The 20,901-nt window shown below is 67.9% G+C and carries 19 protein-coding genes and 2 pseudogenes; all 21 read right to left on the bottom strand.

Annotated elements, in window-relative coordinates; translation table 11 throughout:
• Positions 1–31: 31 nt before the first annotated feature.
• The gene (locus OMK73_RS29870) at positions 32–976 is read right to left on the bottom strand and encodes an MBL fold metallo-hydrolase (protein WP_267605199.1); all 945 of its coding nucleotides are present in this window, start codon (positions 974–976) and stop codon (positions 32–34) included.
• A gap of 23 nt (positions 977–999) precedes the next feature.
• Entirely contained in the window at positions 1,000–1,689 is a 690-nt protein-coding gene (locus tag OMK73_RS29865; protein WP_267605198.1) for a 2-hydroxychromene-2-carboxylate isomerase, read from the bottom strand.
• Positions 1,690–1,722: 33 nt separating this feature from the next.
• Complete coding sequence (locus OMK73_RS29860) at positions 1,723–1,971, bottom strand: DUF1289 domain-containing protein (protein WP_267605197.1); 249 nt, start codon at positions 1,969–1,971, stop codon at positions 1,723–1,725.
• Between the two features lie 42 nt (positions 1,972–2,013).
• Positions 2,014–2,535, bottom strand: a complete 522-nt coding sequence (locus OMK73_RS29855) for a YbaK/EbsC family protein (RefSeq protein ID WP_267605196.1) — start codon at positions 2,533–2,535, stop codon at positions 2,014–2,016.
• Between the two features lie 25 nt (positions 2,536–2,560).
• The gene (locus tag OMK73_RS29850) at positions 2,561–3,496 is read right to left on the bottom strand and encodes a hydroxymethylglutaryl-CoA lyase (RefSeq protein WP_267605195.1); all 936 of its coding nucleotides are present in this window, start codon (positions 3,494–3,496) and stop codon (positions 2,561–2,563) included.
• A gap of 117 nt (positions 3,497–3,613) precedes the next feature.
• On the bottom strand, positions 3,614–4,555 hold the full coding sequence (locus OMK73_RS29845) for a 2-hydroxyacid dehydrogenase (protein WP_267605194.1): 942 nt from the start codon (positions 4,553–4,555) through the stop codon (positions 3,614–3,616).
• A 95-nt stretch (positions 4,556–4,650) separates the two neighbouring features.
• Positions 4,651–6,686 (bottom strand): annotated as a pseudogene (locus OMK73_RS29840) (acetyl/propionyl/methylcrotonyl-CoA carboxylase subunit alpha).
• 95 nt (positions 6,687–6,781) lie between these two features.
• Entirely contained in the window at positions 6,782–7,828 is a 1,047-nt protein-coding gene (bioB, locus tag OMK73_RS29835; RefSeq protein ID WP_267605193.1) for a biotin synthase BioB, read from the bottom strand.
• Positions 7,829–7,884: 56 nt separating this feature from the next.
• Positions 7,885–8,607 (bottom strand): dethiobiotin synthase, encoded by a 723-nt coding sequence (gene bioD / locus OMK73_RS29830; protein WP_267605192.1) that lies wholly within the window; start codon positions 8,605–8,607, stop codon positions 7,885–7,887.
• Positions 8,604–9,820, bottom strand: a pseudogene (bioF, locus tag OMK73_RS29825) (8-amino-7-oxononanoate synthase). The gene bioD and the pseudogene bioF overlap by 4 nt, the downstream one beginning before the upstream one ends.
• Positions 9,810–11,297 (bottom strand): adenosylmethionine--8-amino-7-oxononanoate transaminase, encoded by a 1,488-nt coding sequence (gene bioA / locus OMK73_RS29820; RefSeq protein WP_420715602.1) that lies wholly within the window; start codon positions 11,295–11,297, stop codon positions 9,810–9,812. Before bioA ends, bioF begins: the two are co-directional and overlap by 11 nt.
• 273 nt (positions 11,298–11,570) lie before the next feature.
• Entirely contained in the window at positions 11,571–12,470 is a 900-nt protein-coding gene (locus OMK73_RS29815) for a dienelactone hydrolase family protein (protein ID WP_267605190.1), read from the bottom strand.
• Positions 12,471–12,541: 71 nt separating this feature from the next.
• Complete coding sequence (locus OMK73_RS29810) at positions 12,542–13,243, bottom strand: glutathione S-transferase family protein (RefSeq protein ID WP_267605189.1); 702 nt, start codon at positions 13,241–13,243, stop codon at positions 12,542–12,544.
• Positions 13,240–13,659 carry a YchJ family metal-binding protein gene (locus OMK73_RS29805; protein WP_267605188.1) on the bottom strand — a complete coding sequence of 140 codons (420 nt, stop codon included), beginning with the start codon at positions 13,657–13,659 and terminating at the stop codon, positions 13,240–13,242. The genes OMK73_RS29810 and OMK73_RS29805 overlap by 4 nt, the downstream gene beginning before the upstream one ends.
• On the bottom strand, positions 13,656–14,345 hold the full coding sequence (locus OMK73_RS29800) for an HAD family hydrolase (RefSeq protein WP_267605187.1): 690 nt from the start codon (positions 14,343–14,345) through the stop codon (positions 13,656–13,658). The genes OMK73_RS29805 and OMK73_RS29800 overlap by 4 nt, the downstream gene beginning before the upstream one ends.
• Positions 14,342–15,025, bottom strand: a complete 684-nt coding sequence (locus OMK73_RS29795; RefSeq protein WP_267605186.1) for a 2-hydroxychromene-2-carboxylate isomerase — start codon at positions 15,023–15,025, stop codon at positions 14,342–14,344. Before OMK73_RS29795 ends, OMK73_RS29800 begins: the two co-directional genes overlap by 4 nt.
• Before the next feature lie 100 nt (positions 15,026–15,125).
• Positions 15,126–16,256 (bottom strand): acyl-CoA dehydrogenase family protein, encoded by a 1,131-nt coding sequence (locus tag OMK73_RS29790; protein ID WP_267605185.1) that lies wholly within the window; start codon positions 16,254–16,256, stop codon positions 15,126–15,128.
• 60 nt (positions 16,257–16,316) lie between these two features.
• The gene (locus OMK73_RS29785; protein WP_267605184.1) at positions 16,317–16,997 is read right to left on the bottom strand and encodes an SDR family oxidoreductase; all 681 of its coding nucleotides are present in this window, start codon (positions 16,995–16,997) and stop codon (positions 16,317–16,319) included.
• A gap of 92 nt (positions 16,998–17,089) precedes the next feature.
• Positions 17,090–18,286 (bottom strand): acetyl-CoA C-acetyltransferase, encoded by a 1,197-nt coding sequence (locus tag OMK73_RS29780; protein WP_267605183.1) that lies wholly within the window; start codon positions 18,284–18,286, stop codon positions 17,090–17,092.
• 93 nt (positions 18,287–18,379) lie between these two features.
• Positions 18,380–19,051 (bottom strand): carbonate dehydratase, encoded by a 672-nt coding sequence (gene can / locus OMK73_RS29775; RefSeq protein ID WP_267605182.1) that lies wholly within the window; start codon positions 19,049–19,051, stop codon positions 18,380–18,382.
• On the bottom strand, positions 19,048–20,892 hold the full coding sequence (aceK, locus tag OMK73_RS29770) for a bifunctional isocitrate dehydrogenase kinase/phosphatase (RefSeq protein ID WP_267605181.1): 1,845 nt from the start codon (positions 20,890–20,892) through the stop codon (positions 19,048–19,050). Before aceK ends, can begins: the two co-directional genes overlap by 4 nt.
• Between the last annotated feature and the right edge of the window lie 9 nt (positions 20,893–20,901).

Below are 20,901 nucleotides of genomic sequence, written 5' to 3'. Positions count from 1 at the left end.
ATGGTGGCGCCCGCGTTACCGGTGTTACCGCTCAATCCCGGTTGTACACCTCGCCGCCTTCCAGCGCCAGCGCGCCGGCGGCGGCCAGCGACGCCAGGACCCGGTCGAGGATGGCCGCCATGTCCTGCGCGGGCATGAAGCGCGCGTGGATACGCTGCATCAGCGGCGCCTGCGCCATCCACGCCAGCAGCGCGTCGCGTGGCATGCGCTGCTGCTCCAGCAGCTTGAATTTCACCAGCACCTTGATGGCATGCGTGGCGTTGCGCCCGGCATCGGCGCTGAGGTAGGCCAGCCGCCCGCCGGCGACGTCGAGCGCGGCCGCCACGTTGGTGAACGGCCGCCCGTGGCCGGGAATCACCACGCGCACATCCAGCGTGGCGATGCGCGCCAGCACGGCCGCCTGCTCGGCGAAGCCACTCTCGCCTTCGAGTTCCGGGAAGATCACGCCAAAGCCGTTCTCCCACAGCGCATCGCCCGAGATCAGGATGCCTTCCTGCGGGGCGAACAGCATCACGGCATGGGGATCGTGGCCGGGCGCGCCGACTACCTGCCACTCGATCCCGCCCAGGCGCAAGGTATCGCCGTCTTGCACCACGTCGTCGAAGGTGAAGCGGTCGCACTGCTGGCCGGTGGCGCGGTAGCTGAGGGCGTCCACGTCCCACGCGCGCACCGCCTCGGCCTGCGCGGCGGGGATCAGCGTGCGCGGCTGCCAGCGGCGCTGCAGCGTGGCGTTTCCGCCGCAGTGGTCGGAGTGCAGGTGCGTGTTGACCAGGCGCCGCAGCACCCGGCCGCCGAGGCCGGCCTCGACCAGCGCCAGCGTCTGTGGCGCATGCGTGACGTAGCCGGAGTCGACCAGCGCGGTGTCATCGCCGTCGACAAACAGGATGTTGTTTGCGGATAGCCAGCCGCGCTCGAAGACGCGCATGGTGCCAGGCAGGGTGGGAGGCAGGGTGGAAGATGTGAAGGTAGTTGGCATCGGGGTGTCGGCAAATCAGCTGATCAGCGGCCGGCGGCCGCTGGGTTGCCCGCTGGCGCGTCGGCACGCCCCGCGCCAACCGGCAACGCGGCGGCGGCACGGAATGCCTCGGAGGCAAAGAAGGGATCCTGGCCAAGCCGCGCGGCGAGCATGTCAAGCGCATCCAGGCCCCAGAACAACTGCCCCTCGGCATCCTCCTGCAGCGCAGCGGTAGGTACGCCGAACACGCCGCGCGCCAGCGCTTCGTCCCCGTTCTCCCGCAGGCGCGCCTTGACCGCATCCTGTGCCAGCGCAGCGGCAGGTACGCCCAGCGCGCCGCACAGCGCATCGAATTCGGCCTGCTGCTGGGGCACGTGGCCTTGCTGCCAGACGAAGCGGAAAATGGGCGCCAGCGTGGCGTGCGAGAGCCGGCCTTCGAGCTCCAGCGCTACCGCCAGGCGCAGCAGGGGCAGCGGATTGAACGGGTGCACGGCGGGCATGGCGAGCGGCGTGCCGTCGCGGTGCGCGATCCAGGCAACGTGCTCGAAGGTAAAGCGGCGCTTGGGCGCGATCTCGGCCGGGCCGACATTGCCCCAATGGCGCAGCAGCCCGGCAAACAGCAGCGGCACGTAGCGCACCGTCACATCGGCTGGCAACGCCCGGGGCAAGCGCTCGAATGCCAGGTAGGCGAACGGCGAGATCGGGTCGAAGTACCAGTCAATGGCGGTGGTCATGGCCGGGTCACGCTGTGTTGTGGGTGGGATGCATCATGGCGCTGTCCTTGCGGCAAGCGCCGCGGCGCGCTGCGGCAGCAGCAGCCAGATCCTGCGCCGCCCGGCCTCGTCGCTGCCGGACCACGCGGCGATCTCGTCGATCGTGCGCAGGCAGCCTTCGCACAAGCCGCTCGCGGCATCCATGCGGCACACGTTGCGGCACGGCGACGGCACGGGCTGCGCGCGCTGGGCGGCTTGCGCGCCGCGCGCGAGCTCGGCGGCGAGGCGGGTGGCTTGCGACATCGCCTCAGCCCTCGCCCTTGATGCCGGGTGCAAGCAGCGGCTTCATGCGCAATGGCGCTGCGCCACGTCGGCCACCTCGGCTCCGGTCATGCGCTGCAGCTCTTGGGGCGTGAGGTTGAACACGGCGTGCGGATGGCCGGCGGCGGCCCACAGGCTGTCGTAGCGGAACAGGCCGCTGTCGAGCAGCATCACGGGCGCCACCGCGTGGCCGATTGGGCAGACGCCGCCAATGGCGTAGCCCGTCTTCTCGCGCACGAACCTTGCGTCGGCCTTGCCGAGCGGACCCACCACGGCGGCTACCTTGGCTTCGTCGACGCGGTTGCTGCCGCTGGCGATCACCAGCACCGGCGCGTCGTCGGCGACGCGGCGAAAGATGATGGACTTGGCGATCTCGGCCACCGAGCAGCCGAGGCCGGCCGCGGCCTCGGCCGAGGTCTTGCCGGTGGCGGGCAGCATGACCACGGGCTTGTCGTGGCCAAGGCCGGCCAGCAGGCCGGCCACGCGCTGCGCCGCTTCGGGCAACGCGCCAGTGTCGTTGGCGTTGTCGGGAGAGTGAGCGTTCATGTCGATAGGGTTCGGATGGAAGGCCTTATACGCAGGCAGGCGCAGCGTCCGCAGCGGCGCCCCACTTCGTCAGCAGCGCGCGTCCCACGCGCGAGCCGTTGGCGCGGCCGATCGATTGCGAGATGAAGTCGCCCGCGCGCACCACCTGCTCCAGGTCCACGCCGGTGTGGATGCCCATGCCGTGCAGCATGTACAGCACGTCTTCGGTGGCCACGTTGCCGGTGGCGCCCTTGGCATAAGGACAGCCGCCGAGGCCGGCCACCGAGGCGTGGAAGATCGAGATGCCGACCTGCAGGCTTGCCAGGATATTGGACAGCGCCTGCCCGTAGGTGTCGTGGAAATGGCCGGAGAGCCGGTCGATGGGGAATTCGGCGGCAACCGCGTGCATCACCTCCTGCACCCGGCCAGGTGTGCCCACGCCGATGGTGTCGGCGATGTCGATCTCGTCGCAGCCGAGATCGCGCATGCGGCGCACCACGTCCACCACGGCGTGCACCGGCACCTCGCCCTGGTAGGGGCAGCCCAGCGCGCAGGAGATGCTGGCACGCAGGCGCAGGCCTTTTTCCTTGGCGGCGGCGGCCACGGGCGCAAAGCGCTCGATGGACTCGGCGATGGAGCAGTTGATGTTCTTTTGCGAGAACGCCTCGCTGGCGGCACCGAAGATCACGACCTCGTCGGCGCTGGCCGCCACCGCGCCTTCGAAGCCCTTCATATTGGGCGTGAGCACCGAGTACAGCGTGCCCGGCCGGCGCTGGATGCGCGCCATCACGTCGGCGCCATCGGCCATCTGCGGCACCCATTTGGGCGAGACGAACGATGCGGCTTCGATATTGACGAAGCCGGCGTCGCTGAGGCGGTTGATGAGGTCGACCTTGACCTCGGTCGGCACCAAGGCCTTCTCGTTTTGCAGGCCGTCGCGCGGGCCGACTTCTACGACTTTTACATAGTGGGGCAGGGTCACGATGTCTCCTCGCTGTCTGGTTGCGGCGCACGCGCTTTGCCGCGCGCCATTTAACTAATGTACGGACATTGGGCCCGGGCACCTGGCGCAAACGCTCCGCCCCGGCACCCGGCTTGCTCAATAGCCGCGCTGCAGGTCGACCACGCCGGCGATCGGCTGGCCCGCGCCCAGCGCGCGGATCTTGGCCGCGATCTGGGCGACGCTGTCTTCGCGCAGCGTCAGTGCCGCGATATGCGGCGTGATGGTGATGCGCGGCTCGGCCCAGAAGGGATGCTCGGCGGGCAGCGGCTCGGTGCGGAACACGTCGAGCGTGGCGCCGGCGATCTGGCCCGACTGCACGGCGGCCAGCAGGTCTTCCTCGACCAGGTGCGGACCGCGCGCCACGTTGACCAGGTACGCGCCCTTGGCAAGCTTGCCGAGCAGGCCGGCATCGAGGATGTTCTCGGTCTCCGGCGTGAGCGGCAGCACATTGACCAGCACGCGCAGGCCATCCAGGAACGGCGCCTGGCCGGCCTCGCCGGCAAAGCCCTGCACGCCTTCGATATCGCGCGCCGTGCGGCTCCAGCCGCGCACCGGGAAGCCGAAGCCGGCCAGCGCCTGCGCGATCTGCGCGCCGAGCGTGCCCACGCCCATCACGCCCACCGTGAAATCGGCGCGGCGATGCGGCTTGAGAAAGCGCCAGGTGCCGGCCTGCTGGGCCAGCGCGTATTCGTCCAGGCGGCGGAAGTAGCGCAGTACCGCGTGCGTCACGTAGTCGATCATCTGCGCGGCCATGCCGGCATCGTCCAGGCGCACGATGGGCACGCCGGCCGGCAGTGCATCCGGGGCGGTGTCGCGCAGGCTCAGGATGCCGTCCACGCCGGCGCCCAGGTTGAACACGGCTTTCAGGTCGGTGCGAGCGCGCAGCATCTCGAGCGGCGGGCGCCACACCACGGCGTAGTCGACCTGCTCGTTCTTGCTGTCTTCCCAGGTCAGGCATTGCGCCTCGGGCAGGGCTTCGGTAAAGCCGTCGATCCAGGGCTGGTAACGGCCATCCGGTACATACAACTGCAACTTCATCTCATCTCCACTCTGGTCTTCTTTCTCTTCCATTTTCGCAGAGGATGGGCATGGCCTGCGGTTTTCTTGCTGCAGGCGCACACCAGGGTGGCAGCTCAGCCGTTTCCGGCTTCGAAGGACAGCAACTGAGCGCCTTCGCCAACCTGCTCGCCCACACCGTACAGCACCTCGCCCACCACGCCGTCGGCCGGCGCGCTGATGGTGTGCTCCATCTTCATGGCCTCCATCACCAGCAGCGGCGCGCCGCGCGCGACCCGGCTGCCGGCCTGGACCATCACCGCGATGACCTTGCCGGGCATGGGCGCGGTGAGCTTGCCGCCCTCGCCTTCGCCCTCGGCCGCATGCGCGAGCGGGTCGATCCAGGTGAGGGCCACATGGCGGTGGCCGCTGAACACATGGAAGGTATCACCTTCCGCATGGACCTGCCCACGGGCGCGCCGCGTGCCGAGATCGACACGAATGTCGTCCGCCGCGCACTGCGCCCGGAACGGCGCGGCCTGGTCGGCGAAGAACAGCGTGCTGCCGCGCGCATCGGTGGCGAGCGTCACATCAGCGAAATGGCTGCCCGCCACGCCGACTACGGAAAAACGCAGGGCGCGCCGCTCCCCGCCATTCAACCGCCATGCGCCCGCATGTTGCCAGGGCGAATGCGCGTCGGCCGGATCGACGCGGCGCGCGCGGGCTTGCGCATCCAGCAGCGCCGCCACCGCCAGGGCGATCACCTCCATGCCTACCGGCGCGGGCGGGGAAACAGCGCCGCCTGGTTGCGCTCGATCAGGCCGGTGTCGAGATCCGCGGTGCGGAACGCCTGCGAGGTCACCAGCCGCCGCAGGAAGGCGACGTTGGTCGACGGGCCCACCACGTGATACTCGGCCAGCGCCTGCACCATGCGCGCCAGCGCTTCGTCCCGGTCGCGGCCCCACACGATCAGCTTGGCGATCATGGGGTCGTAGTACGGGCTGATGGTGTCGCCCTCGCGCACGCCGGAGTCGATGCGCACGCCCGCCGGGCCGCTGCCGTCCTGGCCCAGCGTGAACGTCACCGCCGCCGGCGTGCGCAGGTAGCGCAGCGTGCCGGTGGAGGGCAGGAACTGCTTGTCAGGGTTCTCGGCATAGACGCGGGCTTCCAGCGCGTGGCCGTGGATGTGAAGCTGATCCTGCCTGAGCGGCAGCGGTTCGCCGGAAGCCACGCGGAGCTGCCATTCCACCAGGTCCTGCCCGGTGATCATCTCGGTGACGGGATGCTCCACCTGCAGGCGGGTGTTCATCTCCATGAAGTAGAACGAGCCGTCCTGGTTGGCGATGAACTCCACGGTGCCGGCGCCGACGTAGCCAACGGCCTGCGCGGCGGCCACGGCGGCATCGCCCATCGCCCGCCTGCGCGCCTCGCTCATGCCTGGGGCCGGCGCTTCTTCCAGCACCTTCTGGTGGCGGCGCTGCACCGAGCAGTCGCGCTCGAACAGGTAGACGCAGTTACCGTGCGTGTCGGCAAACACCTGGATTTCGATATGGCGGGGACGGGTCAGGTATTTCTCCACCAGCACGCGGTCGTCGCCGAAGCTGGCGCTGGCCTCGCGCTTGACGGACGCCAGCGCGGCTTCGAAGCCTTCGCTGGCCTCGACCACGCGCATGCCCTTGCCGCCACCACCGGCGCTGGCCTTGAGCAGTACCGGATAGCCGATGCGGTCGGCTTCGCGGCGCAGCAGGGCGGGGTCCTGATCCTCGCCGTGGTAGCCCGGCACCAGCGGCACCGCGGCTTGTTCCATCAGGCGCTTGGCGGCGCTCTTGCTGCCCATGGCGCGGATGCTCGATGCCGGCGGGCCAATGAAGACGAGGCCGCCTTCGGCGCAGGCCTCGGCGAAGCCATCGTTTTCAGAAAGGAAGCCGTAGCCCGGATGGATGGCCTGCGCACCGGTGGCCTTGGCCATTTCGATGATGTGGTCGCCGCGCAGGTAGCTGTCGCGCGCGGCGGCGCCGCCGATATGCACGGCCTCGTCGCATAGTGCCACGTGGCGGGCATTGGCGTCGGCGTCGGAGTAGACGGCCACCGTGCGGATGCCGAGGCGGCGGCAGGTGGCTGCCACGCGGCAGGCGATTTCGCCGCGATTGGCGATCAGGATCTTGTTGAACATGGCGTCCCCCTGATGGACTTCTGTCCGCAGCCAGCGCGGTTGCGGGGACGGCGGCCGTTGACCATTGGCCGTTGGCCGCCGCCGTTTCCGCCAGCTTACCCTGCGTAGCCCTCGGTGCGGATATCCAGCCGTGCCAGCAATGCGCGATCGCGATCTGCCTGGGGGTTGGCCGTGGTCAGCAAGCGGTCGCCGTAGAAGATGGAATTGGCGCCGGCCATGAAGCACAGGGCCTGCAGCGCGTCGTCCATGGTCTCGCGGCCGGCGGACAGGCGCACCATGGCGCTGGGCATGGTGATGCGCGCCACGGCGATGGTGCGCACGAACTCGAACGGGTCGATCGGCGCGGTGTCGGCCAGCGGCGTGCCCTTGACCGCCACCAGGTTGTTGATGGGCACCGATTCGGGGTACGGGTCGAGGTTGGCGAGCTGCGCGATCAGCCCGGCGCGCGCTTCGCGCGATTCGCCCATGCCGACGATGCCGCCGCAGCACACGTTGATGCCGGCCTCGCGCACATGGCCGATGGTGTCCAGGCGGTCCTGGTAGGTGCGGGTGCCGATGATCTCGCCGTAGAACTCGGGCGAGGTATCGAGGTTGTGGTTGTAGTAGTCGAGGCCCGCGTCCTTCAGGCGCTGCGCCTGCTCGGCCTCCAGCATGCCAAGCGTGACGCAGGTCTCCAGGCCCATGGCCTTGACCTCCTTCACCATCTCGATCACCGGCTCAAGGTGGCGGTCCTTCGGGCTGCGCCAGGCGGCGCCCATGCAGAAGCGGCCAGCGCCACTGGCCTTGGCGGCGCGCGCGGCCTCCAGCACCTCGTCGAGCGCCATCAGCTTGCCCGCGGTGACGCCGGCATCGTGGTGCGCGCTCTGCGGGCAGTAGCCGCAATCCTCTTCGCAGCCACCTGTCTTGATCGACAGCAGCGTGGAGAGCTGCACGGCGTTGGGATCGAAATGCTCGCGGTGCACCTGCTGGGCGCGGAACAGCAGATCGTTGAACGGCAGCGCGTACAGCGCGGCGACCTCGGCTACGCTCCAGTCGCCCGGCTTGGTCGCGGGCGTGGACTCGGTGAAGCGGCGGGCGGTCTGGCGCAGGGTGTCGGCGGAAATGGTGGCGACGGTCTGGCCAGCGTGGGTGGTTGCGGTCATGGTGGTTATTTGTCCGGTGATTCGTTCGGTGTTTTCAGTCTTTGTTCGTTGCGCGCTCAGGCGGCAATGCCGGTGCCGGCGGCATGGCAAGCGGCAAAGAGCGGCGCCAGCGCGAGCTGGCTGGCGGCTTCGGCCGGCGCGGTCTGCCACGGCAGTGTGCCGAGCCAGGGCGCGCCCAGCGCCGCGCGCAGCGTGTCGATGTTCTCGTCGGCCAGGTCCATGCCGGGATCGATGCGGTTGGCGATCCAGCCGGCCAGGTGCAGGCCGCGCGCGCGCACGGCTTCGGCGGTGAGCAGCGCGTGGCTGATGCAGCCCAGGCGGATGCCAACCACCAGCACCACCGGCAGGCCGAGCATCACGGCGAGGTCGGCCGTGTCCCAGCCGCCCTGCTCCCGCGGCGCGCCGTCCAGCGGCACGCAAAAGCCGCCAACGCCTTCCACCACCACCGCGTCGGCCTGCGCCTGCAGCGCGGCAAAGGCGGCGCGGATCGGCTCGCGCGTGATGCGCGCGCCTTCGATGGCGGCGGCCAGGTGCGGCGAGGCCGGCGTGCGCAGCAAAAACGGGCACGTCAGCGCTTGCGGCACGATCACCGAGCTGGCGGCGCGCAGTTGCGCCACGTCATCGTTGTGCCAATGGTCATCGCGCCATTCGCTGCCGCTTGCCACCGGCTTCATGCCGACGGCCCGATGGCCGGCGGCGCGCAGCGCGTGCAGCAAGGTGGCGCTGGCGTGCGTCTTGCCGATGCCGGTGTCGGTGCCCGTGACAAAACAGGCGATCATGACGCCTCCTTGCGCCGCACCACGCTGGCAAGGCTGGCGAGCAGGCGCTCGACATCGGCCACGGTGTGCGAGGCCGACAGCGTGATGCGCAGGCGCGCGGTTCCGACGGGCACGGTGGGCGGGCGGATCGCGCCAACGCGGATGCCATCTGCCTCCAGCGCCGCGGACAGCGCCAGCGCCGCCACGTTGTCGCCCACGATCACGGGCTGGATCGCGGTCGAGCTCTCGCCCAGCCGCCAGCCGGCCGCACGGGACAAGCTGGCCAGGCCGCCACGCAGCGTGCGGATCAGCTCGTTGAGCTGCGCGCGGCGTTGCCGCCCTTCGTCGCCGGCGATCAGCGCCAGGCTGGCGGACAAGGCGTGCGCCACCGCCGGCGGCGCGGCCGTGGTGTAGATGTACTGCCGCGCGGTGTTGACGAGATGATCGATGATGGTCTCGTGCGCGGCCACGAAGGCGCCCGCCACGCCGGCGGCCTTGCCCAGCGTGCCGATATAGATGAAGCGCGGCGACGTCAGCGCGAGATGCTCCAGCACGCCGTGGCCTTGCTCGCCCAGCACGCCGAAGCCATGCGCGTCGTCCAGGATGATCCACGCGTCGTGCCGCTCGGCCAGCGTGAGCAGCTCGGCCAGCGGCGCGAAATCGCCGTCCATGCTGAACACGCTGTCGGTGACGATCAGCTTGAGCGGGCTGGTGCTGGCGCTCAGCAGGCCTTCCAGCTCGGCCACATTGCGATGCGCATAGCGGCGGACTTCGGCACGCGCCAGGCGTGCGCCGTCGATCAGCGAGGCATGGTTGAGCTCTTCGCAAAGAGCGTGGCGTCGGCGCTGCCAAGCGCAGTCAGCACCGCCATGTTGGCCATATAGCCGGTGCTGAAGTAGAGCGCAGCCGCGTGCGGAATGTTCGGCGCGAACCACTCCGCCAGCTCACCCTCGAGCCGGTGGTGGGCCAGCGAATGGCCGCTCACCAGGTGCGACGCCCCGCTGCCCGCGCCGAACTGGCGCGCGCCCTCGGCCATGGCCGCGATCAGCGCGGGATGGTTGGCAAGGCCCAGGTAGTCGTTGCTGCAGAACGTCAGCAACGAGTGCAACTCGCCGCCGCAGGCATCGCTCACGGCTTGCTGCGGCGCGCAGGCGGAGTACGCGGTGCGGCGGCGCCGCGTCAGTGCCTTTTCGTCGCGCTCGGCGGCGGCCAGGGTCAGGTGCTCAAGCAGCATGGCATATCTCCGTGGGTGCGCCGGTACCGTTGTCGGCGCTATCGTTCTGGTCCATGCCGGCGAGCACCGTGTCGAGCGTGGCTTGCAACTGGCCGGCCAGCCATTGCGCAAGCTGCGCATCGAACACGTACGGCGGCATGATGTAAAGCGTGCGGCCGATCGGCCGGATCAGCACGCCGTGCGCGCGCGCGGCATGATGGAAGCGCGCGGCGAACTCGCCTGCGTTGGCCGCGTATTCCTCGCGCACGTCGGCGGCCCAGATCAGGCCGCGCTGGCGCACGTGGTGCAGCCGCGCATCCGCCGCCAGCCCCGCCATGGCTTGCGTGAGCCACTGCGCGCGCTGGCGGTTCTGCGCCACCACGTCTTGCCTGGCGAACAGGTCCAGCGTGGCCAGCGCGGCGCGGCAGGCCAGCGGATTGCCGGTATAGGAATGCGAGTGCAGGAAGCTGCGGGCGCGGTCCGGGTCGCGCGCTTCGGCCACGAAGGCTTGCTGGATCGCGCTGCGCGACAGCACCAGCGAGAGCGGCAGGTAGCCACCGCTGATGCCCTTGGACAAGCACAGGAAATCCGGCCACAGGTGCGCCGGCAGCGCTGCGCCGGGCTCGCCCGCGCCGCGCGCCTGCTCCCACGCGAAGAAGGTGCCGGTGCGCCCGCAGCCCACCGCGATCTCGTCGGCGATCAGGTGCACGCGGTAGCGGTCGCACAACGCGCGCACGCCTTCCAGGTAGACCGGATCGTGCATCGCCATGCCGGCGGCGCACTGCACCAGCGGCTCGATGATGAGCGCAGCGATCTGGCCGCCGCGCGCCTGCAGCAGCGCCTCCAGCGCATCCAGCGCGCGCTGCGCGACTTGCGCGGCGCTTTCGCCCGGCGCGGCCTGGCGTGCATCTGGCGACATCACCACATGCGAGCTCATCAGCATCGGATCGTAGGCATCGCGGAAGATCGCCACGTCGGTCACCGCCAGCGCGCCCACGGTCTCGCCGTGATAGCCATGGCGCAGGCAGACGAATTCGCGCTTGCCGCCCAGGCCGGTGTTGCGCCAGTAGTGGAAGCTCATCTTCAGCGCGATCTCGACGGCGGATGCGCCGTCGCTGGCATAGAACACATGGCCGAGCGCGCCGCCGGTGAGCGCTGACAGGCGCTCGGCAAGCTCCACCGCCGGCGCATGCGTGCAGCCGGCCAGCATCACATGCTCGAGCGTGTCGAGCTGCGCGCGCAGCGCAGCGTTGATGTCGGGGTTGGCGTGGCCGAACAGGTTGACCCACCAGGAACTGGTAGCGTCGAAATAGCGCTGGCCGTCGGTGTCGTGCAGCCAGGGGCCCTCACCACGGGCGATGGCAAGCGGCGGCTCGCCGGCATCGGGCCGCAGCGGCGTGCACGGATGCCATACCGCGCGCAAGCTGCGCTCGCCGAGCGTGGGCTGGGCGGGATGCGCGTTCGGCGCCAGGGACGCGGAATTGGACTGGTCTTCCAAGGAAACCCTCCTTTGTTGACCGCGCGCTAGCCTGCCCGGCCGGGCGGAGCCTGGCGTGGCGGCACTTGCGTGCGGGTTGGGGAGAGTCATGGTAGGGAGCTACCTGGTGAATTGGCAAACAGCGCCGGATTTACACGTTGGCAACACGTTGAGCGACAAAACGCGAAGAAGTACGTAACCGCCTCGTATCCTGACGCTTGCGTGCGCCTATCTCCACCTCGCGTCGCTGCATGCGGCGGGCGATTCCATCCACCTATCGAAAAAAATCGCCCGTCACGGCTGCGGATCGAACGAAAGCCCGATCTCCTTGAAGAACCGCTCGACCTCCGGCAGCCACACCGGCACCCCCGCCCGTGCGCCGAACAGCGTGTGGGAGTCGCTTGCGAAGGTCCCGAAATCCACCATGCGGGCGTTGGCGGCGGGGCCATGCGCCTGCGCCGTATAGGCCTCGAAGAATTTTGCCGGCAGGGGCTGTGGCCAGTAGCTGTCGTTATCGCCATACAGCCACAGCGAGGGATAGCGCGCCTTCTTGCCGTAGTCGCTGAACGCGTCCACCAGGTTGAATTCCCAGCGGCTGCAGGATTCGTCGCGCAGGCCGCCGGCAAAATTGATCACGCCCAGCACGCCCGGATATGCGATGGTGGCAAAGGCCATGGTGGTCAGCCCGCCATGCGACTGGCCGATCACCACAATGCGCGATTTGTCCACATAGGGCTGCCCGGCCATGTATTCGAGCGTGGCCACCACGTCCTCGGCCTGCACCACGCCGTTGCTCTCGACATTGCAGCCGCCGCCGATATACGCGCCGCCGGATTTGGAAAAGCCCTGGCGCATCGGCAGCGCCACGACGTAGCCGCGCTTGACGAACTCCGCGCTCTGCACGAGGTAGCGTGCGCGCGACTGGAAGGCCGGCTTGCCGGCCGCCTTGCCGTGATTGATCACGACCAGCGGAAACGGGCCGTCGCCGGGTGGCTTGAAGACGGTAGTCTCCAGCTCCAGCGAGAACATGATGCCGGGCTTGGGAACCATCGCAATCTGCTCCGAGGCGCCGGGGATGATGGCGGCGATCGTCGCAGGTGCCTGGGCCTGCTTTGTGGATGGAGGCTGGGCCATGGCCCCGCTGAATGGCAGGGTCAACAGCAGGGCCAGGGCCAGCCGATGCATCCATCTCATGATTGCCTGCTCCTTGGTTGCCACCGCCGTGCGCGGCGTCGCTGCTCTGCCCGCTGCCCGCTGCCGCCGCTTCAGCCCGTGCGCTTGGGCAACGGATGCCCCGGCAACAGATCGTAGGGATGGCGCCAGCCCGGCAGCGTACGCAGCCGCTCGGTCCAGGCGTGGATATGCGGATACTCCTTGCGCCAGTGCACGCCGATCTCGTCGTCGTAGAACACGTACCCTGCCAGCGAAAAATCGGCGATGGTCAAGCGCTCGCCCAGCACGTAGGGCCGTCCGGACAAATGCGTGTTGAGCACATTCCACGCGCCCTCGCAGCGCTGGCGCAGGAACTGCAGCACGGCCGGGTCCGGCGCTTTGGCGAAGGTGCACAGGAAGCGGTAGCTTGCGGTGTAGGACGTGAACTTGTGATTGTCGAACAGCAGCCAGCGCAAGACCTCGGTGCGTTCGGCCTCGCTGGCGGGGCCGTAGATGTCGAGGCGCTGCGCGAGCAGGTCCAGGATGGCGCCCGATTGCGACAGGCGGCGGCCATCGAACTCAAGCACCGGCGCCTCGCCCATTTCGTTGATGGCGCGGTACTCCGGCGTGTGCGTCTCGCCGTTGAAGTAGTCGACGAAGCGCGGCGTCCACAGCTTTCGGCCACGCTGCACGCCGACGGTTTCCAGCAGCAATGCCACCTTGTAGGTGTTGCCGGACTGCGCGAAGCCATACAGCAGGTATTCGGTGCCTTGCGCGGTCTCCTGCGCGGTGCCGGCAGCCATCGATTCCGTCATGGTGTCTCCCCCAGCATTTCGCCATCGACATAGAGCCAGCGCGGCGCCTCGCCGGCGCTGCGCGGCTCGCGTACAAAGCGGCTGCGCTCGTGCAGCCGCCAGGCGCGCCCGCCCACCTTGTAGCGCGCCACGAATTCCACCTGGGCATGCGTCTCGTCCTGCTGCGCATGCGCCTTGACGGCCAGCCCGAGCCAGCGCGTGTCCGTGTCCGCGGCGAGATCGGCCGGGCAGGTGGATGGATGCCACGTATGGCGCAGCCAGTCCACGTCGCCCAGCACATAGGCGCTATAGCGCGAGCGCATCAGTTGCTCGGCGTTGAACGGCAGCGCCTCGCCGCGATGAAAGCGCCCACAGCAGGTGGCATAGTCGCCCCCGCCGCATGGGCAGCCGCCGGTGCCGGACGCGCGCGCCTTCATCCGATCAGCCCCGGCAGCTCGCGCATATCGGTGAAGGTCGCTACAGCGCCGGCGGCCATCAGCGATTGCGCCGCGTTGCGCGCGGCGTAGCCGAGCACGGTCATGCCCGCGGCAACACCTGCGGTCACGCCCGTCGGGCTATCCTCGATCACCACGCAGCGCGCCGGTTCCACGTTCATGGTGCGCGCCGCCAGCAGGTAGACATCGGGCGCGGGCTTGCTGCGCTCGACCTCGGTGGACGAGAAGATATGCTCGCGCTCGTCCTGCTGGAACAGCTCCACCAGGCCGGTGCGGATCAGCTGCAGCTTGACCTTGATGCGATCCGCGCCCGAGGCCAGGCAGATCGGCAAGCCTGCCGCGACGATCGCGCAGACCGCTTCACGCACATGCGGCACCGCCTGCACTTCCGCCTCAAGGACTGCGTTGCGACGCACAAACCACTCCGACAGCCAGTTTTCCGGCAGCGGCGAGCCGCGCCGGCTGGCGATGTTGTCGAGCTCTTCGCGCACCGCGCGGCCAAGGAACCACTTGGTGGATTCCTCGATCGAGATGCGGATGCCAAGCTCATTGAGCATCTCGTTGAGCACGCGGTTGACGATGGGCTCGCTGTCGACGAGCACGCCGTCGCAATCGAAAATCACGCAATCGAAGCGGGGATGGCGGATCGGCTTGATGCTGGCATTCATGCGGGTTTCTTTTCCTTGCTGCTGTCTGTGCTGCTGTCTGTGTTGCTGTCCTTGCCCGGCACGGCACGCAGTTCCGTGGGGCGCTTGCTCTTGAGGTGTGCCTCGATCTGGTCGAAGCGGTCGAATCCCCAGAACGGCTCGCCGTCGATGATCACGAAGGGCGAGCCGAACACGCCCTTGGCCATGGCCACGTCGATCTCGGCCTTGAGCTGGTCCTTGATCTGGAAGCTGCTGGCGCCGGCATCCATGGCGTGCGCGTCGATGCCGAGCGGCTCGGCCAGCTTCAGCAGCTCGGCCGGCTCGGCGATGTTGATGTCGTCCACGAACAGGGCGTGATAAACCGACTTGGCGAACGCGGTGGCGATATCGTCGCCATGATGGTTCTGCAGCCACAGCACGGCGCGGGCGGCTTGCGTGGTGGGCAGCGGGAAGTGCGTCGGGCGCTTGTACTCGATATTGTGGAAGCACGCGGTGCGCTCGAAATCGCGCCAGGAATAGTCGCCCTTGAGCGGCACCTGCGGCAGCGGCGAGCTGCCGGTGGTCTTGAACACCACGCCAAGCAGGATCGGATGCCAGGCGACGATGCGCCCGTATTTCTGCGCCAGCTCGTCGATGCGCGTGCTGGCGAAGTAGCCATAGGGCGAGGAGAAATCGAAGTAGAAATCGATGGCAGCAGTCATTGTTATCTGGGGGCTCCTGGCGTCTGGCCGTTTGGGTTCGATACTTCGGTGATTCGATGATGCGCCAACTGGTTGGTTCCGTGCTGCACGCGAGCCGCCCTCAGGCCAGCGCCCGCGCGATCAGTATCTTCTGGATGTCGCTGGTGCCCTCGTAGATCTGGCACACGCGCACATCCCGGTAGATGCGCTCGACCGGGAAATCACTGACATAGCCATAGCCGCCGAAGACCTGGATGGCGGCCGAGCAGACCTCCTCGGCCATCTCGCTGGCATACAGCTTGGCCATGGCGGCCTCCTTCAGGCAAGGCCGCCCCGCGTCCTTGAGCGACGCGGCGTGCCACACCATCTGCCGCGCCACCTCGATCTTGGTCGCCATGTCCGCCAGGCGGAACTGCACGGCCTGATGCGCGAACAGCGGCTGGCCGAAGCTCTCGCGTTCCTTGGCATAGGCCAGCGCCGCGTCGAACGCCGCGCGCGCCATGCCGATGCTTTGCGAGGCAATGCCGATGCGTCCGCCTTCCAGGCCGGACAGCGCCATCTTGTAGCCGGCACCCTCCTCGCCCAGCATATTGGCTGCCGGCACGCGGCAATCCTCGAACAGGATCTGCGCGGTGTCTGACGAATGCTGGCCGAGTTTTTCCTCGAGCCGCGCGACGATATAGCCGGGCGTGGCGGTGGGCACCAGGAAGGCGCTGATGCCGCGCTTGCCCGCCGCCTTGTCGGTGACCGCGAGCACGATGGCCACGTCGGCGTTCTTGCCGCTGGTGATGAATTGCTTGACGCCGTTGAGCACGTAGTCGTCGCCATCCCTCACCGCGCTGGTGCGCAGCGCGGCGGCATCCGAGCCCACGTGCGGCTCGGTCAGGCAGAAGGCGCCGAGCATCTCGCCGCGCGCCAGCGGCACCAGCCACTGCTGCTTCTGCGCCTCGCTCGCGAAGGCCATCAACATGCTGCAAACCGGGCAGTTGTTGACGCTGATGACGGTGGAGGTGCCGCCGTCGCCGGCGGCGATCTCTTCCAGGATCAGCGCCAGCGAGAGATAGTCGAGTCCGGCCCCGCCGTACTGCTCGGGCACCGCCACGCCGTACGCGCCCAGCGCGGCCAGCTCGCGGTGCACCGCCTGCGGGAAGGTCTTGTCGCGATCCCATGCGGCGGCGTGCGGCGCGATCTCCTGCTGCGCGAACTGGCGCACGGCGTCGCGGATCATTTCCTGTTCTGGCGTGAGCAGCATGTCAGATCACCAAGCGGGTAGCGGCGACGGCCGTGGCAAAGAAAACAACAGAAGCGGTGCTCACCACGGGATCACGCTGCCATCGTAGTTGCGAAAGCCGCCGTTGTCCTGCCGGGTCGCGCCGGCAATCACGCTGCGCATCCCGGATACGCTCTGCTGCGGCGTGAGATCGGCTTCCTTGCCGCCCATCTCGGTCTGCACCCAGCCCGGGTGGAAGGCCAGGCAGGTGGCGTGGCGCGCGTCGAGCGAGGCGGCCTTGAGCGCCGCGTTGGCGGCCGCCTTGCTGACGCGGTAGAGCCAGCTGCGGTTGCTGTCCATGGTGCCGATGCTGCCCATGCGCGAGGCCAGCACCGCCAGCACGCCGCCCTTGCCCGAGCGCCCGGCCTCGACCAGCGGCAGCAGCAACGGCAGCGCCATCATCGGCCCCAGCACGTTGACATGCATGACCTTGTCGAAGTCCTCACGGGTCACCGGCTGCGCGCCTTCGGTGCGCGGGCCGATCACGCCCGCGTTGTAGATCGCCACGTCGATGGACTCGCCGTCCAGCTTCCAGCCCAGCCCGGCGACCTGGCCCGCGTCGGTCAGGTCGGCGCGCAGCGCCTCCGCGCCGAGCGCCTCGATGGCCTTTACGCCATCGTCGCTGCGCGCGACGGCCAGTACCCGCCAGCCGTCGGCGCGGTACTGGCGCACGAATTCGAGACCGATGCCACGCGAGGCACCAAGGATGAGAGCAGTTGGCAAGGCGGTACTCCTTCTTCTATGTTGGTTACGGCCTGGCTGCCGCACGGGGCGGCAGCCGCTCCATGGCTGTCGATGCAGCCGGCGTTGCTAGATCAAACGATCTCCAGCCCCACGGCGGTGGCTTCGCCCCCGCCGATGCACAGGCTGGCCACGCCGCGCTTGCCGCCGGTCTTGCGCAGCGCGCCGATCAGCGTAGCCATGATGCGCGCGCCCGAGGCACCGATCGGGTGGCCCAGCGCGCAGGCGCCGCCGTGGATGTTGACCTTGTCGCGCGGGATCTTGAGGTCGTGCATCGCGGCCATTGGCACCACGGCGAACGCTTCGTTGATCTCGAACAGGTCGACGCTGTCGGTGGTCCAGTCAAGCTTGCGGTACAGCTTGTTCATCGCCTCCACCGGCGCGGTGGTGAACCAGCCGGGCGCCTGCGCATGCGTGGTGTGACCCAGCAAGCGGGCCAGCGGTTCCAGGCCAAGCCGCTTGGCGGTGGATTCGCGCATCATCACCAGCGCGGCCGCGCCATCGTTGATCGACGACGATGAGGCGGCGGTAATGGTGCCGTCCTTGGCAAAGGCAGGCTTGAGCGAAGGGATCTTGTCGACCTTGATGCGACGCGGGCCTTCATCGGTGTCGATGACGGTGTCGCCGCCGCGCCCCGGCACCGTCACCGGCGCAATCTCCCAGCGGAAGTCACCGCGCTCGGTGGCCTGCTGGGCGCGCCGCACGCTTTCCATGGCGAACGCGTCCTGCGCCTCGCGGGTGAAGTTGTACTTGGCCGCGCAGTCCTCGCCGAAGGTGCCCATCGAGCGGCCGCCGCCTTTTTCGTCCTTGATGTAGGCGTCCTCCAGCCCATCCAGCATCATGTGGTCGAAGATCATGCCATGGCCGATGCGGTAGCCGCCGCGGCCCTTGGGCACCAGGTACGGCGCATTGGTCATGCTCTCCATGCCGCCGGCAATGCCGATCTCGAACGCGCCCGCGATCAGCGCGTCATGCACATTCATGGCGGCGCGCATGCCGGAGCCGCACATCTTGTTGACGGTGGTGCATCCCACGCCAAGCGGCAGGCCGGCGCCCAGGGCAGCCTGCCGGGCCGGCGCCTGGCCCAGGCCCGCAGGCAGCACGCAGCCGAACACCACCTCCTCGATCTGCTCCGGGGTCAGGCCGGCGCGCTCAACTGCGGCGCGGATGGCGGTGGCGCCAAGCTGCGGCGCCGTCAGCGCGGCGAACTCGCCCTGGAAAGCCGCCATGGGGGTGCGGGCGGCGGATACGATGACAACGGGATCATGCATGGTATGTCTCCAATGATTGGGGCGCTGACTGGCGGCGATGTTGGCTCTTTCCGGAAATCTCTCTGTGCTTGCTGCCTGGCTGATGACGAATGGCTAGCGGATCGATGCTTGCGGCGGATCGCCGAACTGGCGGTAGGCGGCCTCAAGCTGGGCGTGAAGTTCGTCGTTGCTGCTGGCGGCCATGCCCAGGTCGCGCAGCAGCCCGTCGGACACGCCGTAGACCCAGCCATGCACCGTGACCGCCTGCCCGCGGTCCCACGCGTCCTGCAGCACCGTGGTCTGGCACACGTTGTTGACCTGCTCGATCACGTTGAGCTCGCACAGGCGCGTGTGCGCGTCTTCCTCGCGGGTGATGGTGCCAAGGTAGGCGCCGTGCTTGTCGGCCACGTCGCGCACATGGCGCAGCCAGTTGTCGGCCAGGCCGATGCGCTGGCGCTTGAGCGCCACCTTGACGCCGCCGCAGCCATAGTGGCCCACCACGGTGATGTGGCGCACCTTGAGCACTTCCACCGCGAACTGGATCACGGATAGCGCGTTGAGGTCGCTATGGGCGATGACGTTGGCGATATTGCGGTGGACAAACACCTCGCCAGGCGCCAGCCCGAGAATCTGGTTGGCCGGCACGCGCGAATCGGAGCAGCCGATCCACAGGTACTCGGGCGCCTGCTGGTTGGCCAGGCGCATGAAGAAGCTCGGGTCTTCCGCATTGACGCGGTCCACCCACTCGCGGTTGTTGCGGAATAGCTGTGCGATGGCGTCACTCATGCGACTCTCCTTGCTGGAGCATGTTCGTTGCCGTGCGCGCGCGCTTTGGCGTCGCCGCTGCCGGCGGCATAGCGATGGATAAAGCGTTCAGAAACATCGTAGGCATAGAAGTCATGGATTTGCCCGGCCAGCAGCCGGTCCTTGTGAGCCTGCCACATGGCAGGATCGAAAAAGTCTTCGTGGTGCCGCAGGAAAGCAGCGCGCACGCGCGCGTCGCCGAGCAGGAAGGTGCGATAGGTCTCGGGGAAGATATCGTGCCGTCCCACGCTGAACCAGACCTCGCCCGACATTTCCTCCTCCTCGTTGCGCGGCTGCGGCACGTGGCGGACATTGGTGTCCGTCATGTACTCGATCTCGTCGTAGTCGTAGAACACCACGCGCCCGTGGCGCGTCACGCCGAAGTTCTTGTAGAGCATGTCGCCGGGGAAGATATTGGCGGCGATCAGCTCCTTGATGGCGTTGCCGTACTCGACGATGCCGTGCTCGACCTGCGCATCCGAGCCTTCCTGCAGCCAGATGTTCAGCGGCGTCATGCGGCGCTCAATATACACGTGGCGCACGACAATTTCCTCGCCGCCATCCTTGCCGCGCTGGTATTCGATCATCGACGGCGCATGCAGCTCCAGCTCGCGCACCAGCGCATCGTCGAAGCGCGAGAGCGGGAAGGCCACGTCGGAGTACTCCAGCGTATCGGCCATGCGCCCGACGCGGTCGTGCTGCTTGACCAGCTGGTACTTGGACTTGATCAGCTCGCGCGTGGTCTCCTTGGGCGCCGGGTAGTAGTCCTTGATCACCTTGAACACGTAAGGGTACGACGGCAGCGTGAACACCAGCATCACCAGGCCCTTGATGCCGGGCGCGCTGATGAACTTGTCCGAGGAGTGCTGCAGGTGATGCAGGAAGTCCCGGTAGAACAGGTTCTTGCCCTGCTTCTGCAAGCCCAGCGAGGTATAGATTTCAGCGCGCGGCTTGCGCGGCATGATGTCGCGCAGGAAGGTCACGTACGCCGACGGGATCTCCATGTCGACCATGAAGTACGAGTGCGTGAAGGAGAACAGGATCAGCAGCTGCACCTTCTTTAGCAGCACCGTGTCGAGCGACAGCTTGCCACCTGGCGTGTGCACGATGGGAATCGCCAGCGGGTAGGTGCGGTCGGCGTTCAGGATACGGCCGACGATGAAGGCCGACTTGTTGCGGAAGAACAGCGACGACAGCACGTGGATCTGGAAATTCGGCGCAATGCGCAAGTCGCCGAAATACTCGGTGACGGCGCGCACCACATAGCCGATATCGCGCGTGAGATCGTCGAACGGGCGCTCAAGCTGGAAATTGTGGACGATGCGCTCGAAGCACGCCGCCATGCCCTTGCGGCTGCCCGGATAGTAGGCGCGGAAGGTCGGCCGCGTGGGCGACTCCTCGTTCTCGATGTACTCGGTCGAGACGGCCGGGCGCACGAAGATGAAGTCGTTGTTGAAGTACGAGCGGTGCAGGATGCGCGTGCATACCGAGTTGAAGAACGTCTCGGCCAGTTCGGGCTGGTGGTGATTGGTCAGCAGGCCGATGTAGTGCAGCTTGATCTGCTGCCAGATCTCGTCTTCGATATTTTCCGCGTCGTATTCGTCTTCCAGGATCACGCTGGTTTCGCGTACCCGCTCGTTGTAGAAGTCGATGCGGTCGCGCTGCAGTTGCAGCAGGCCATGCCAGTCGGCCGCTTCGAACTTCAGCTTGGCCTGATGGCTCACCTCGCGGAACAGCCGGTAGTGCTTGTCAAACCCGTCCAGCATGGTCCGGGCCACGTCGTAGGCGATCTGCGAGGACAGCAGCTTGGGGAAGTGGGACATGTCGCAGAC

It is taken from the genome of Cupriavidus sp. D39, assembly GCF_026627925.1.
Classification (GTDB): domain Bacteria; phylum Pseudomonadota; class Gammaproteobacteria; order Burkholderiales; family Burkholderiaceae; genus Cupriavidus; species Cupriavidus ulmosensis.
This window is presented reverse-complemented; position numbering and strand designations above follow the sequence as displayed.